Source organism: Bacillus sp. Root131, from assembly GCF_001429475.1.
Lineage (GTDB): Bacteria > Bacillota > Bacilli > Bacillales > Bacillaceae_G > Bacillus_A > Bacillus_A thuringiensis_S.
Genome location: NZ_LMJQ01000001.1, coordinates 2,293,139 through 2,308,955, shown reverse-complemented (window position 1 = coordinate 2,308,955; position 15,817 = coordinate 2,293,139). Strand labels below are relative to the sequence as shown.

Here is a 15,817-nt window from a genome sequence, read left to right as displayed (position 1 = left end):
TTAAAATAAGGTTTATTCTTCTCGTTAGTGTTGTATATAAATTTACTTAGTTATTAACTAGCCTCATAATATTTCTTTTACATTAAATAGATTTGAAATATTATATAAATTCGCTTCTCACTTACTAGTTAAACTAGACATTTCCATAGATTTTTGCGTACAACGTTTCATAGCTGAAATGATAGCTGTTCTTAAACCTTTTTCTTCTAGCGTTACTACAGCTTCTATCGTCGTTCCACCTGGAGAACAAACCATATCCTTCAATTCACCTGGATGTATTCCTGTTTCCAATACCATTTTTGCAGAACCTAATACAGCCTGAGCCGCAAATTTATAAGCTTGTTTTCTCGGCATACCGCCAAGTACAGCAGCATCTGCCATGGCTTCTATAAACATATACACATATGCTGGAGAAGAACCACTAATAGATGTAACAACATCCATTAGTTTTTCATTTATGACCTCCGTCTGGCCGAAAATATTAAATATGTTCAGTACCTCTTTTATATCTTTTTCTGTAACCATTTCATTAAAACATAACGCAGACATTCCTTCTCCAACAAGTGCCGGTGTATTAGGCATTACTCTAACAACTTTCAACTTTCTACCAAATTCATTCTCAGTGCTCTTAATACTTTTTCCTGCAGCAATAGTTACAACGATTACATCATTTTTTATTTGATCTTTTATTTGGTTAATTACCGATGAGTATAAATCTGGTTTGATTGATAAAATTAAAATGTCAGCGCTGTTAGCGACTTCATTGTTGTTAGTAGTTATAGTTATGCCATATTCATTACTAGCATTTTTTAAATTAATGACATTTAAATCTGAACAAATTATTTGATCTGGAGAAACTATATTTTTTTTAATCATCCCACCTATCATAGCAATACCCATGTTTCCACATCCGATAAAACCTATTTGTTTATTCATAATAATTTGCTCTTGCTCCTTCTACTCTAAATTTTATTGATTTTGAAATTATTATTCTAAATAAGGGCTATTACAATTACTTGATTTATCAATAGAATTTCAAAATTCTCCTTCCTATATAGAGCTTACATATACCTCTAATAACTTCTTTGCTTTCGCTGAATTTTGAGGTGTGAGTCTTACTGCCCGGCAAATAGCGGGATAAAATCATTTCTTTAATCTATAATAAGAAGGACATAAAAAAACAAAAAGTTACAAAAATTTTCAAATTAAAACTTTTATAACTTTTTGTTTTGATTCAAATATAATTTCAATTAAGGTATCTCATCGTTTTAAACTTGACGCTCCATAATCTTGTATAGTTACATTTATATGATATTTAATCGGTACTTTACTAAATGTTTGATCCCAATCTTTTTTGACTTTCTCCCATGTTCTCGGGTGTTTAATTCTTAATTGGTTGCCAAAACCCGCAATATCGACTTGATATTCTTTTTGTATTTTTTTGTAACATGATGTACTAAGTGCTTTACTTCTTTTTCAATAGCTTTTTCTTCCTTTTTTAAAAATTCATTTTCAAAATCTTTTCCTGATTGCATCCAATTTTCAGACAAACGCCCTTCTGATTCAATGTTTACATCAAAGGAAATATTATTTCCGTTAACATGTGGTATGATTTTGCTTTTTATTGACTTTATTTCGTATATAATGAGTTTCTTTGATTCTTTATCAAAAGTTTTTACCACACCACCATTCCTTTTTCCGTTTATCCATACTACTCCTTCCAATTCCTGTTCATTTAAAAAGCCCATCAACTTTTTTGTCTTCCCTTTAATTACAGCAGCTCCTGCAAATTTTGTTTCCCCTTTTATCGAGATTACATTTTGCAAAAGAAAACTGGACCCTGACCGCATCTTTCCTTCCAATTTAGCGAGCGATACAGGAGGTAAAATCCTTGTTGTTCTATTTCTATTATCTGCAATTCCAGACAAACGAAATGCTGGAATTTCTCCTTTTTTGTTTGATTCCAGTACCTCCTTCGCTAGCCCCTTGCTAATTAAGAGCATACAGCTAAGCCGAACTTCATTGTCACGGAGATACTGTTCAAGTAATTGTTCTAAACTGTATGTACGTACAAGACTATCACTAATAACAATGTTTTTTAAATGTGGGCTGAACATTGTGCTCTCTCTTTTCAATGAAAACTCACGAACAATTTGATGAATGGAATCACCTGTCTCAGAAACATTAATATAACGTTTTTGTTGTCCATTTCCTTTACTTTGTGCTTGCGAACTAACAATTTGATAAGTAGCTGTTATAAGATTTCTTTTAGGATAACCTCCTTCCTCATCTTCTTTCTCAATTGTTGAATTCTTCCCTTTATCTAGTGCTATACCTGCAGTTAAACTCAACTCTTCTACTTCTTTACTGCTCCAACATCCTGTTAAAAATAGAAGCAAAAGCGTCCATAACAAAGCAAAATAGAACCGCATATAATTAAATTTATTTTTCACACTACTCCTCCTTTTAATCGCGTAATAATAAGAAGAAGCAGTGGCAGTAAACCAAATAAAAATAAAGCAGCATTACCGAGCATATCCCCCAATTTAAGCAAGTCATTTATATTTTTCGAAGTCATAGCAATGATGTAAATGATTGGAATCAAAGCAAAAATAAACGGATGAATACTCTTTTTAAAGAGTTGCGCTAATCCTAATGCAGCTGCATAATAACTAATCGTATAGGTAGCAAATATTTGCATAATCCATATTACAAGCAGTAAAGATTCAAAACGTTCAAATATCAATCCAGAAATTTCAAAACTGCGCATAAGGTCAATTGTCGGCCATGTTCTTGTTACAACCCCATCAATTGATAATGCACCAATGACCATTACAACAGTTATTACATAAAAGATTAACGGAATAGAAATTCCAACTAAAATAGCTTTTACTGCTTTATTTCGTTGTTCCATAAATACCAAAAGAATTAACATAATTTCAGGACCTGTATATGCGAGAGACGTTGTTTTTATCCCATCTAATACTGGTTTAATTCCCAAACCTAATACGGGACGGAGATTATCTATCTCGAATATTCCGATGCTCATAAAGGAAATGATTAAAAAAATAAAAACAGTAATAGGAAATATTATTTCAAACATCCGTGCAATTGAATTAATACCACTCATAATCAAATAGAGACCTATCCACATAAAAGGCATAACAATAGCCCATGTGGGGGTTCCTTCGAGCAAAAAAAAGCTTATTACTTCTGCCATTGAACGAATTTGAAATGCTGAAGTTGTAAGAAAATACCCTATAATAAGAAAACTAAGCAACCTGCCTATCCATTTCCCTACAATATCTTGACTGTATTGGTAAAATGTTTTTTCTGGAAACTGCTGACTTAATTTGACCATAATTACTCCTGAAACCATTGCCAGTATTCCACCTAATATCACACTTATCCATACATCTGGTGTTTTCACTTTTTCCACAGATGCTCTAGGCAGAGTGAGAATTCCTGTCCCAAGTATGTAATTTACAATAATAACAACTGCCTGTGAAGTTGTTATTCGGTCTTTAAGTTTAGTAATCACTGAAGGCCACTTCCTTTCGTCATCAGCTACCTTTTGCGGATATTTTTTTGGGTATGCATTATTTTTGGTCGACGTCTCATTATTTTTAATGGCATGCGAACCATAAAATCTTTCCAGTCACTGAATCGATATGGAACAGCAGGACTGGTATAAGGAACGCCAAAACTTTTCAGTTTCACTAAATGACTGCAAAGTAAAAGAAAGAAGAGAATAACTCCATACAAACCAAATATCGCAGCACAAAACATAGCTACAAAACGAAGAATGCGTAACGTAATTCCTACACTATATTGTGGAATAGTAAAAGAAGAAATAGCTGTTACCGCAACAACGATAACCATTATTGGACTAACAATTCCTGCTTCTACAGCAGCTTGACCAATTATTAAACCGCCCACAATTCCCATTGCAGGTCCAATCGGTTTAGGCAGACGTAAACCTGCTTCTCGCAAAACTTCGATAGCTACTTCCATAATTAACGCTTCTATTAAAGCGGGAAAAGGAACTCCTTCTCGCGATCCGATAATAGAAATAGCGAGCTTAGTGGGAATTAATCCTGGATGAAATGAAATAAAAGAAATATACAGTGCTGGAGCAAATAATGAAACAAAAGCTGTCATGAAGCGTAATAAGCGGAGAAGCGTACCAGGAAGCCACCTTTCATAATAATCTTCTGGTGATTGCAGCAGCATACTAAATGTAACTGGAGCAATTAAAACAAATGGTGTTCCATCTAACAAAATAGCTACTCGACCTTCCATTAAAGCACTAATAACACGATCAGGTCGTTCTGTATTTTGAATCTGTGGAAAAGGACTTAGATAATTATCTTCAATGAGTTGCTCTATATAACCAGATTCGAGTACACTGTCTATGTCAATTTTCTGAATTCTGTTTTTTACTTCATCCACCAATTCTGTACTAGCAAGATCTCTAATAAATGCGACAACTAACTCTTTCTTTGCACGTTCTCCTACTGGTAGCTTTACTAATGATAAGCTCTCATCCGCACAATGTCGTCGCAAAAGTGAGGTATTATCACTTAATACTTCAGTAAAACCGACCCGTGGCCCTCTGACTAATGCCTCCGATACTGGTTCTTCAATGTTTCGTTTATTTGCTTTTGTTGTACCAAGAATAAACACATCTGCTAAACCATCAATTAAAAGAGCTGTTGAACCTATCAATACTTTGGGTATTAAATCTTTTATGTAATGGACTTCTGCTACTTCACTAATTGTAAGAACTTTATTTTTAATATATTCTTTTGAAACAGTCCCCTCCACATAAGAAGTTTCATTTTTATATTCATCAGAAAAATCATCCATTAGTAATTTCATAATATGTTTGTCAATTATCTCTTTATCTGATAGGCCATCAACAAAAACGATCCCAGCCTGAATATCTGTGCGTCCAATATTAAACTTCCGAAAGCGAACATCAGAATTATGTCCGATTTGTTGCTTTATAAGTTCTAAGTTAGAGGCAAAATCATTTGTGAAATGAACGATTGCATTTTGAGAAGGTTTATGCTCTTGTTTCGTTTTACTTTGAATATTATTTTTTTCACTTGTTTGTCTCTTGACTTCCACCAACTCATTCTTCCCACTCTTTCTCTGACATACGAACCCAATGAAAAACTCTTGAGATAGTATACGGAATTAAAAACAAGATAAAAGCTTGTACAAAGACTTTCCAATCTGGAAGATAAGAAGTAATTATGTTCCACATTTTTATCACCCAATTTATATACTCTGCTAGGATTGAGATTTCTAAAAAACGATATGTACTTAATAAAAAATAACGATAAGATTAAAGAGCAGAAAAGCGAGACATTATGCTTATTTAGTACCAATAACCTAATTAGTATAAAAACATTTCTGACCTAAAATACCATTTCCAATTATAATTTGTTAAATATTATCTCCTTTTCCGTTATTTATATGCCCGCATTTGAATTTCAAATAATATAAGGATCAATGATATTTCCTCTTAAAGAAAAAAAGATGCTAGAAGATAGCATCTTTTTTTAAATTCAACTTACTATGTATTTATATTTTATTGTGAAAATACTCGTTTTTTTTAATGAATATTAATGTTTAAAAAAATAAAAAATACATATTCTTTTGTTCTAAGTTCATACACTTCTACCGAATCGATACGGAATTTTCTGATTTTAAAATCAATATGAAATAAAGGAAAATACTCTCTTAGAAAAACTATATAAAACAAATAACATGAAAACAATTATCAATCTAGCAATTGAAAATAATAATTAGCAAGAGTTTATCATCTTAACTCCAGGTGTATTCGTTTTGCTTCAAAATAAAGAACTTGAATAAATTTTTTCGTATCAATACGAGCAGGTAATGTTGGTTCATTATTCAATTCTGTCATCTTTCTCCTTACGGTAGTAAAATCAAAAAATCTAGAAGCATAATTTTCGAACTTCGGGTTTAAAAAATCAGTAAGTCCAAGGGATGCTAAATGGTTTAATGATTGATAAATAGCTCTCCGAATCCGTTGTTTGGAAGCTTCTATGAACCTTTTTAATTCGGCATCTTCAGCTGAATCCCCAAGTTTTTTTTGAGCCAAATTCATAAAAATCTCTTTTAGTGAGGGAAAGCCTTGTTCCAACGTGTTATCTTGTTCATATTTATATAAATAATCTAGCATATCCATTAAATCTTTACTTCCACTTTCACTGGCTATTCCTAATTCAGACAAAAGAAAATGAATGGAATTTTGAAAATGATTGAAAGTATTTAAATGTTTTTCATTACGGTATTTTTCTTGCACACTTGAATTACTATCCAATTTTAGTACCATATTAAGCGATTCTTGAATGTTTTTTATTGATTTTTCCAAACGAATTCGTTCAATGACTTTCCGAACAACTGTTAATACTTCAATCCGGTTAATTGGCTTAATAATATAGTATTCAACACCAAGCGAATAAGCTTCAGCAATTAATTCTTTTGATTCTACTTGAGAGACCATGATGATTTTCCCTTTAAACGAAGGCTTTATTTGACGAATTGTTTTTATTCCATCTTGATTCGGCATTAACAAATCGATAAATAAAATGTCTATATTTTTAAGGATTACCATTTGTTGCTCTAAAGATAAACCATCCTCAGCTTCTCCTATAACCTCCCCAAGATCTTCATCCTCGATAATTTGAGCCAACATTGAGCGAACCGCTTTTTCATCATCTACTATATAAAAATACATAGAATCACCCTTTCGAAATTATATGATCAATCCCTAATCTAATTATAAAAATTGATCCTTTTCCTTCGGTTCTGTCCTCAAGCGTAACATCACCTTCAAGTTGTGCAACCATTTCTTTAACATACGATAATCCGATACCTGTCGATGGATTGCCTAAATCATCATATTTAGAAGTAAACCCAGGCTCAAAAATTGAATCTTTATATTTTGAAGAAATACCAGGACCATTATCGCCTATTTGAAATTCAACAAAATGGTGGTCTTTATTAATGTCAATTGTGATGGTTCCCATACCTTGGATAGCTTCTACAGCGTTTGTAACGATATTATTTATAATAGATAAGATTGTATAAATATGATAATGAGGATGCACACCATCAATTTTATACACAAATTGGATATCTTTCTCTAACAACTGTGCATATTTCGTATTTGCCCGTATAATGATATTTACTAGTTCATGTACAGACATATAATCTGTAAAACTTTCATCAGAAATTAGTTTTGAAAGTCCCGCAAAAATACGTTGGTTATCCTTTTTAACGTCATGGACCTCACCAGCAATTTGTAATGCCTGTTGCCTTAAATCCTCAAACTGAAAATCCATCTGTTTATGCTCAAAAGAGTCTAAAGTTTTATATAAATCATAGGATTTTTTTGTTATATTCTCAGCATCTTGTAATGTTTTTTTTAAATGAACAGCATCTTCATATAAATTAGAGATGAGCATGAGCATATGTTCATTTTGTTTCTTTATATGTCGCTCCCTTGATTGTGCTTCATACAATTTCATCATATTGAAAAAGCTTAGAACTATAAAACTATGGGAACATGCGATAACAATGATCTCATTTATTGCCTCGGATGTGATCGATGTTTTTAATACGAAATATTGAATCATTAATTCCACACAGTCTGACAGTATTTCAATCATGCAACCAATAAAACCAATCATTAGTGGTTGATGATAAAAACGTTTGATTTTTGCTAAATGAAAGAGATACGAATAAGTAAAATAAAAGAAAAAACTAGGATAGTGAGTATGAAAAGCGGCTAGCCAATCCATATTTTCCTTTATAATGACATCCATTGAGATACGAAATACTACCACGACTATCGCTGTTAAAAAACCCGGTAAAAATGCTGGAACTCGTCGAAACAATAATAAAAAAAAGAAAAATGTTGGTGCACCAAAGCTCATTCTAAATGTTTCATTTAAGGGAAATGACTTTATTTCACCTACTAAGGGTACTGTAAGTATCATTAAAACGAGAATATAGATGTCTTTTTTTACTAAATTACTAAGATTCAAAATAATCACTTCTCACTTTCGCCTAACAGTCAGTATACAAACCTATTTGCATTAATACAATACTTACTCTATTTTTTTCAAAAACTGATAAATAAGTTATAAACGAAAGCATTATAGATTGTGAGTATTCATTACACTCTTCTACTTTAGAAAGATACTTTATAACTCAAAAATGTTCAGACACAATATAAGGTCTGAACACTTTTGGACTCGCTCTAACACCAAAATATCTGTGCTCCTTTTTAAAATATACTTAAATCCCATTCTTTTGCAATATGTTCTAACAACATAATTCCTGGTAAACTATTCCCATACTCATCAATGGCTGGTCCGTAAATACCAATACCACATCCATCTTGAAACGATAAATCCTTCCTAGATTTTGAGGGAACAAGTGTCATAATTCCGCCGGATACCCCACTCTTAGCTGGTAATCCAATGAAAGCAGCAAATTTTCCAGAAGCGTTGTACATTCCACAAGTAAGCATTAAAGCTTTTGTTAACCTAGCTACTTCTTTAGGGAGCACTTGTTCTTTGCGAATAGGATGATATCCATCATGTGCTAGTATAAGCCCTATTAAGGCAATATCTTCTGTATTTATTTCAATCGAACATTGTTTTAAGTAAACCTCTAGTGTCTCCTCCACATCTGATTCTAGAAAACCATTCTCCTTTAAATAGTATGCTAATGCTCTATTACGATGAGCCGTTTCCCATTCTGATTGAAATACTATTTCATTAATAGCGGGACGCTTCTCTATCATTTTTTCAATTAATACGTATAGAGATTCTAATTTTTCTTGCACCGATGTCCCTGGCAAAAGTGAAGCTATCGTAATCGCTCCAGCATTGATCATAGGATTAAAAGGTTTTCCTGGTTTATGTATCTCTAAACGAATAATTGAATTAAAGGCATCTCCAGTTGGCTCTACGTCAACTCGTTCTAATACATAAGAAATACCGCGACTTAAACAAGCGGCTATAAAACCGATTACTTTTGATATACTTTGTAATGTGAAAGGTATCTCCCAATCTCCTGATTTTATCATTGTTCCATCTGGCTTTACTATACAAATACCTAACTGCGATACATTTATTTCCCCCAGAGCGGGAATATAACTGGCGCTTCGTCCCTTAGCTGCATACGCTCGATAATGAGCTACCCATTGATCTAAGCAAACTTTTTCTTGCCCCTCAACTTGAACGCTAGAATCCTTTATCATTTAATAATATTCCCCCGTACTATTAACTTTATATAGAATGATTTTTTCTTTACTATAATCAATAATATTTGCACTAGAACCAAGAAAAATATTCAGACATATTGCAGTCTGAATATCCTTCTTATTACACACTTTTCTTTTTTGAAGTTTTCTCATAACTATCCCAACATTCAATATTTTCAAGTCCTTTAATGTTTTCTTTATAAAAAATAGGATCTTTACCAGCTTTTTTCTGGTTTATATAATCTTGTAACGCCGCAAATGCTACTTTTGAAAGTAAGGTAATAGCAATTAAATTAATAATAACCATAAAGCCCATAAATAAGTCCGCTAAATCCCATACAATTTGAATCTTTGCAACAGAACCAAATACAATCATAGCCAACACACTTATTCTGTATATCATTAACCACACTTTACTTGTATGTAAGAAGCGAATGTTTGTTTCACCATAATAATAGTTGCCAATTAACGCACCAAATCCAAATAAAAAAACAAAGATAGCAAGACAACCCGATGCCCAAGGGCCTATGTGTTCACTTAATGCTGCTTGTGTAAGTGCAATACCATTTAACCCCGGTTGTTTATATGCATCAGACAGCAAAATAATAAAGGCGGTGCTAGTACAAATGATTAGTGTATCCGTTAATACACCAAATGCTTGAATCAGTCCTTGTTTCACCGGATGACTTGTTGTTGCTGTTGCAGCAACGTTTGGTGCACTTCCCATACCAGCTTCATTTGAGAATAAACCGCGTTTAACTCCATTCATAAGTGCTGCACCAATTGAACCGCCTGCTATTTGTTTAAAACCAAATGCGTTTTGAACAATAAGAGAAAGAACTTCCGGCATTTTTGATATGTTGGTAACTACAACAAATAATGCAACTCCAATGTATAATACCGCTAAAAATACCACCTTGTATTCAGCCATTTTTGCAATACGTTGTACACCACCAAAAATAATCGCAGCGAAAGCAATGGCCATGATTATCCCAACTGTTAGACGATCTGTACCAAATGAGTTTTGAAAAGCAATTGTAACTGTATTTGATTGTACTGAATTGAATACAAGTCCAAAAGTAATTGTGATTAAAATAGAGAATAATACTCCCATCCAACGTTTATTCAACCCTTTTTCCATATAATAGGATGGACCACCGCGGAAACCAGTTTTATCTTTTACTTTATATATCTGTGCTAATGTGCTTTCGACAAAACTAGATGCCGAGCTAATAATAGAAATAATCCACATCCAAAATACAGCTCCAGGACCACCTAATGCAATTGCAATCGCAATTCCTGTAATATTCCCTGTCCCAACGCGGGCTGCCATACCAATACAAAACGCTTGAAAAGGAGAGATTTGATCTTTAGAACCACTTTTCCCCTCCATTAATACACGGACCATCTCTTTTAACATTCGAAACTGTACAAAATTCAATTTAAATGTAAAATAAATTCCGCAAATAACAAGCATAATAATTAACAATTTAGACCATAAAAAATCATTTGTTGATCCGACTAACTCTACAAAAAACCTTTCCATATCATCACTCCACGCCAAAATTTATATATTATAATTTATATAAAATCACCTATATTTCCTGGTATAAATACCTCTTTCATATTCAAATACAACAAGGATAAAAATTTTCTATATTAATCGGATTGGCCTGTTTAAGCAAACAGCACAACATGTAACCGTAAAACTGAAATTTTGAAGTACTTAACGCTTATACAAACGGATGCTCTACCCCTTTCTGCAAACTAATATTTTTATCCACTAACATTGTTGTACTATTATGTTTGTTTCGTTTACCGGTGATTTAAATCATAAAATCAATAGTGATTAACTGGTTATTTGTTAATTTTCTCAAGAACATGGAAATATCTCCTTTCTCACTACTAATCTCAAAAATAGGCTAGATAAAAAATTTATAGAAAAACTATGAAGCGCTTTCAATCTTCAACTAAGAGAAGCTTGTCTTTAATTTATAATTAAAAGTACAGAATGTTACGAAAAAGTACAGATTTTTATAAAAACAAAAAAATATTTTAAGATTTTTCATCTAAAAAAACAGTGAGATTTTGTGAATTTTATACAGTATCCAAACGTCGCGGATGCTGTTCTACCTAACCTCTGACAAGCCTCTATTTTCTTCATAAAAACATGCATATTTTTTCTCTTTTAGAAGTTCACATAAAGTATTTGAAATCAAGAATCAATGGAATATTATAAGAATATTAAAAAAATAAAACATTTAATTTATTTATGTTATCATACAAAAAACATTTGTTTTCTCAATTAATCCCCCTAGTTGGATTCGTCTATATTGCACATATTTACAACATGAAAGACACTAAGAAAAAAAGATTTTGTTGAAGGGATGAAACATTACAAAACTCTTATTTAGGACCTTATGACATCCTCTTTTCTAGCAATATCGAGTTATCCCAAAAAACGTATATTTACTAACATAGATTACAGGTGGTGTATTGTGAAAGAAATAGTATTCGTTCAAAATAAAAAAAGACTCCTTATGAAATTCGAATTTTTAAAAAAGGATTTAGTGCTTACCATTTCACTGATACTAGCAATTGTAAGCTGCTTAATACATTCGCCAAAGATCGAATATATTAACTTTGAAGTGTTAATTAGCTTATTTAATCTGATGGTAGCCATTAAGGCCTTGGAACAGCTAAAGATATTAGACAAACTTGCCGTTGCGATTTTAAATAAATGCAATAACAGCAGGTCAATATCTATTATTCTAATTTTGTTATGCTTTATTTGCTCCATGTTTGTAACAAATGATGTTGCTCTCCTCACTTTTGTACCAATAACACTTTTCATTAGTAAAAAAACACAAATGAACATGATGGATACAATCATCCTGCAGACAATTGCAGCAAACATCGGTAGTAGCTTGATGCCTATGGGAAACCCACAAAATTTATACCTATATTCTTACTATGGAATTAAGCTCATCCCATTTTTAGGTTCAATTCTGCTTTTAGCTGTACTTGGAATTAGTTTATTATTTATATTTACTCAAAAACTTCAAAAAACAGATTTGAAAATAGAACTACCTGTTATTACCGTGAAAAATCGAAAAAAAGCTACCGTCTGGATTTTGATACTTATTACTATCATTGCATCTATTTTTGGTGTTATTAATTATTACATCGCGCTAATAGTCACACTGATAGCAGCATTTACGTTAGATAGAAACTTACTATTTAAGATCGATTACTTTCTTCTAATAACCTTTGTCTGTTTTTTTATTTTTATCGGAAACATTTCCCATTCCGATGCACTGGGGACATTTGCTCGCGCTAATTTAAGAGGAGATACTTCAGTCTTCTTTAGTTCCATATTTTTGAGTCAATTGATTAGCAATTTTCCTACTTCAATTCTTCTATCAAACTTTACTTCTGATTGGAAAGCTTTATTACTAGGAGTAAATATTGGAGGGCTTGGAACAATTATCGCATCTTTAGCCAGTGTAATCTCCTATAAACTATTCATTCAGGCCAATGTTAAAGAGAGTAAGGCATATTTAATTAAATTTAGCATTTACAACTTTTCATTTTTAATCATACTTACATGTATACAATACTTTATCTTTAAATTTCTAAAAATTTTTTAAAAAATTGATTCCTATATTAAAACCCAAATTTCTCAGCATTAAATTGAGAAATTTGGGTTTTAATATAGGTATGTTTAAAGAGCTACAACAAAGTTACCATCAATTTAATATTTTGAGATGTTCCCAAAGCGAAAACCTTTTAGCTTTTACGTTATTTAATAGAGTTCGGTTCATTTTTTATGCACTCAGTTATATAATAAATGACTGAATTTATAGGGTAATAACTTTCAATTAATAATAGAAATATAACTTATTACAATGTTATTTCATTTTTGAAGTCCTCTTCACAAAATCTTTAATGTCCCTCAATTTTTTTCCGCTAATATTATCTTTGATCGTTGAATCTATTTCAATTTCTAATTTTGCAAATGCTGCTCCTACACAATTATAGATACTTGATCCAAAAGCAAGATGTCTTGCAGTACCACTAAATGCCTTTTTAATATCAATGTCAGGACGATAAACGGTGAATTTATCAAACCTTTCAAATGCGTTAGAGTCACAATTTGTTGCACCAATCATACAGTAGTATCCACATAACTAGTTACATTCTCCTTTTTCTATTGTTAATAGCTTCGTAATAAAAGCTGTTAAACAGCAAAAGTGCGAAGTCTTAAATTAGACTTCGCACCTTATACAAATTTACAATCCGTGACGATACCAACACAAATGCAATACTATATACATAATCACTCATTATATGTGTTGCTCTTTTAATTGGCCAATGTATAAACAAATCCTTTTACTTAGCCATCCTTCATGATTGGCTTGATTGTTTCTAGATACTTAATCCCTCTATACTCATTTCAAGCGGTAATCCATTCCGATGGAAATTACAAATGACAAAATTTATCCGTTTTTCCTACTTGCTAAATTCAGCAAGTAAAATGTTTTTAAAAAATTCCGGGTTATTAATGTTTAAACTGTTCGAATTGATAGCGAGTATATGTTTACCTCCAAGTGTTCCACCAACAAAAGTGGAAAACCCTGGAACGGCCCCCCTGTGTCCCCATACCGAGACACCGTTCGGAAGCTTAATTTCAAGGATTCCAAGACCATATCCGGTTCCCTCTCTATTTGTAGGAACTGTAGTAAGCATTTGTTTTAACTGCTGTTCCTTCAGTAATTTGCCACCTAGTAAGTAAGAGAAGAATTTGCTTAAGTCGTCAGCAGTAGAAATCATATCTCCATCCGAGCTACCTGGGTTAATATAAGTAACGTCTTTTAGCTCACTCGCTCCGTCTAGTTGCAAATAGCCACGGGCATGCTTAGTCCCTGGAATCACGCTTGAATTGCCAGGTAGGAATGTATTTGACAAATCAAGCGGTTCAATAATCCGATTTTCAACCTCTTCGGCATAACTGTTGCCAGTTACTTTTTCAATAAGGATCCCCAGTAATACGTATCCTGTGTTTGAATAAGACCAACCCTTTCCTGGGGCAAAGTCTGGGGGAAGTGAAATCCCCATCTTTACAAATTCTTCAGCCGTATACGATTTTTTTATATCCGTAATATCAAAGTCTTTTGAATTTATATAGTCAGCAATACCACTTGTATGATTCAATATTTGCCGGATAGTAATCTGGTTACCATCATATCCGTTTCCTTGAATCACACCAGGTAACCATTTTTCAATTGAGTCGTCTAGATTCAAACGGTTCTCTCCAGATAATTGAAGTAGAACTGTTGCAATGAACGTTTTCGTCACACTGCCAATGCGAAAGCGAAAATCTGCTTTCATTGGTTTCTTAGTTCTCAAATCCGCTATCCCAGCACTATAACTCCAAGTTTTACCCCCCTTAGAAATTTGAGCGAGTATTCCCGGGTATCCAAGTTGCAGTTCATCTCGCATTGCTTTCTTAACGGAAGTACGATCGCTTTTCGTACTTGTTTGTAACGAACTAGATACATTTTGCGTAGGTTCTGCTTTTACAATTGATGTTGGTGTTATGTATAACAGGGAACTTCCAGCTATTAAAAGTGCTAGACTTGCACATGTAATTTTACTGCGTGTTTTCATAAAGAATTCCTCTCTTCTATTAAAATTGTATAGATAGTTGATAGCAGTGTCATATACGAACCACACAGCTATCCATTCTCCCAATGATGAAAAGGCAACAATGCATTTGCAATCATTGTACTCATTATTTTCACAAAACACTCTTGTTACTGATTGTTATATATAGGCCGTACTTATCCCCCCTTCACGACTCCTTATATTTTTATCCTACACAATGAAAATCTCTTTTTTCTTACCTATTCCTTACAAATTCCTTACATACAAAATCACTTGTACACTAGGGTTGAAGTAGCATCTGTGCCCGAAAGCGCAAAAAACACCGATGCTTTTCGCTTCAGTGTTTTTGCGCTTTACATATTGAAGATTCGTTTTACTCTTAACAGGTTAAACTGCTAATTTTTTCTAATGCGATTATTCTTCTTGCTATATAAAACAAATTTCATTGTGTTATATGAAACACTATGAAATTTGTCATTAAGGCATATTATTCTAAATTTATTGATGTACTTGAGATGGACTCACTTTTTGAATTTGAACAAGTATATCAAACGCTTTACCTAATGATATATCAACAGTTTTTGGTATATCAGGCCCTTCGGTAGTTATTCCAGCGAAAATTGGATGTTGTTCGTGTAACCAAGTTTTTGTCACGCCGTTCGCCTTACGTAAATCAATAAAAAATTGATCTTTTTTGACCTGTCCAAAAATGTAGTTATAACTGTTTGGATCATCCAATTTTAATGTTCCATAGGGGCCAAATTCACCGTCACTATTAATTGGCCACAGTAAGACTTTATTTCAAACCCACAAAAAATAGATTACCTGTACAATAAA

10 protein-coding genes and 2 pseudogenes are annotated in these 15,817 nt (G+C 32.7%); 1 reads left to right on the top strand and 11 read right to left on the bottom strand.

From position 1 onward, the window contains the following. Positions 1 to 117: 117 nt before the first annotated feature. The 8 genes and pseudogenes from proC to ASE54_RS11525 form a co-directional block, all read right to left on the bottom strand. On the bottom strand, positions 118 to 936 hold the full coding sequence (proC, locus tag ASE54_RS11560; RefSeq protein ID WP_001041290.1) for a pyrroline-5-carboxylate reductase: 819 nt from the start codon (positions 934 to 936) through the stop codon (positions 118 to 120). Between the two features lie 324 nt (positions 937 to 1,260). After that, positions 1,261 to 2,453, bottom strand: a pseudogene (locus tag ASE54_RS11555) (Ger(x)C family spore germination protein). Next, positions 2,450 to 3,541, bottom strand: a complete 1,092-nt coding sequence (locus ASE54_RS11550; protein ID WP_000628928.1) for a spore germination protein — start codon at positions 3,539 to 3,541, stop codon at positions 2,450 to 2,452. Before ASE54_RS11550 ends, ASE54_RS11555 begins: the two are co-directional and overlap by 4 nt. A gap of 26 nt (positions 3,542 to 3,567) precedes the next feature. Next, a complete protein-coding gene (locus tag ASE54_RS11545) occupies positions 3,568 to 5,133 on the bottom strand; it encodes a spore germination protein (RefSeq protein ID WP_003310393.1) in 1,566 nt (521 codons plus the stop codon). 697 nt (positions 5,134 to 5,830) lie between these two features. Further along, on the bottom strand, positions 5,831 to 6,775 hold the full coding sequence (locus ASE54_RS11540; protein ID WP_000274088.1) for a response regulator: 945 nt from the start codon (positions 6,773 to 6,775) through the stop codon (positions 5,831 to 5,833). 4 nt (positions 6,776 to 6,779) lie between these two features. Continuing rightward, a complete protein-coding gene (locus ASE54_RS11535) occupies positions 6,780 to 8,096 on the bottom strand; it encodes a sensor histidine kinase (RefSeq protein WP_003261227.1) in 1,317 nt (438 codons plus the stop codon). Positions 8,097 to 8,329: 233 nt separating this feature from the next. Next, positions 8,330 to 9,310 carry a glutaminase GlsA gene (glsA, locus tag ASE54_RS11530; protein WP_000588648.1) on the bottom strand — a complete coding sequence of 327 codons (981 nt, stop codon included), beginning with the start codon at positions 9,308 to 9,310 and terminating at the stop codon, positions 8,330 to 8,332. 124 nt (positions 9,311 to 9,434) lie between these two features. Beyond that, positions 9,435 to 10,859 carry an alanine/glycine:cation symporter family protein gene (locus ASE54_RS11525; RefSeq protein ID WP_000439283.1) on the bottom strand — a complete coding sequence of 475 codons (1,425 nt, stop codon included), beginning with the start codon at positions 10,857 to 10,859 and terminating at the stop codon, positions 9,435 to 9,437. A 952-nt stretch (positions 10,860 to 11,811) separates the two neighbouring features. On the opposite strand from ASE54_RS11525, the gene ASE54_RS11520 reads away from it, so the two are divergent. Further along, positions 11,812 to 12,963, top strand: coding sequence for an anion transporter (locus tag ASE54_RS11520; RefSeq protein ID WP_000659276.1), 1,152 nt, complete (start codon positions 11,812 to 11,814; stop codon positions 12,961 to 12,963). Positions 12,964 to 13,224: 261 nt separating this feature from the next. Here the strand turns inward: ASE54_RS11520 and ASE54_RS11515 are convergent, their stop codons facing one another. The 3 genes and pseudogenes from ASE54_RS11515 to ASE54_RS35710 all read right to left on the bottom strand — a co-directional run. Continuing rightward, positions 13,225 to 13,485, bottom strand: a complete 261-nt coding sequence (locus ASE54_RS11515; RefSeq protein WP_000578626.1) for a hypothetical protein — start codon at positions 13,483 to 13,485, stop codon at positions 13,225 to 13,227. A gap of 340 nt (positions 13,486 to 13,825) precedes the next feature. After that, positions 13,826 to 15,049: a serine hydrolase domain-containing protein gene (locus tag ASE54_RS11510; RefSeq protein WP_015945838.1), complete on the bottom strand. Its 1,224-nt coding sequence runs from the start codon at positions 15,047 to 15,049 to the stop codon at positions 13,826 to 13,828. 429 nt (positions 15,050 to 15,478) lie between these two features. Continuing rightward, a pseudogene (locus ASE54_RS35710) lies at positions 15,479 to 15,757 on the bottom strand (erythromycin esterase family protein); the annotation flags it as partial. Positions 15,758 to 15,817 lie beyond the last annotated feature (60 nt).

What these genes read in the sequence shown, in the direction of transcription:
- proC (WP_001041290.1), bottom strand. Translation starts at nt 936, where the DNA reads ATGAATAAACAAATAGGTTTTATCGGATGTGGAAACATGGGTATTGCT.
- ASE54_RS11540 (WP_000274088.1), bottom strand. Translation starts at nt 6,775, where the DNA reads ATGTATTTTTATATAGTAGATGATGAAAAAGCGGTTCGCTCAATGTTG.
- glsA (WP_000588648.1), bottom strand. Translation starts at nt 9,310, where the DNA reads ATGATAAAGGATTCTAGCGTTCAAGTTGAGGGGCAAGAAAAAGTTTGC.
- ASE54_RS11525 (WP_000439283.1), bottom strand. Translation starts at nt 10,859, where the DNA reads ATGGAAAGGTTTTTTGTAGAGTTAGTCGGATCAACAAATGATTTTTTA.
- ASE54_RS11515 (WP_000578626.1), bottom strand. Translation starts at nt 13,485, where the DNA reads ATGATTGGTGCAACAAATTGTGACTCTAACGCATTTGAAAGGTTTGAT.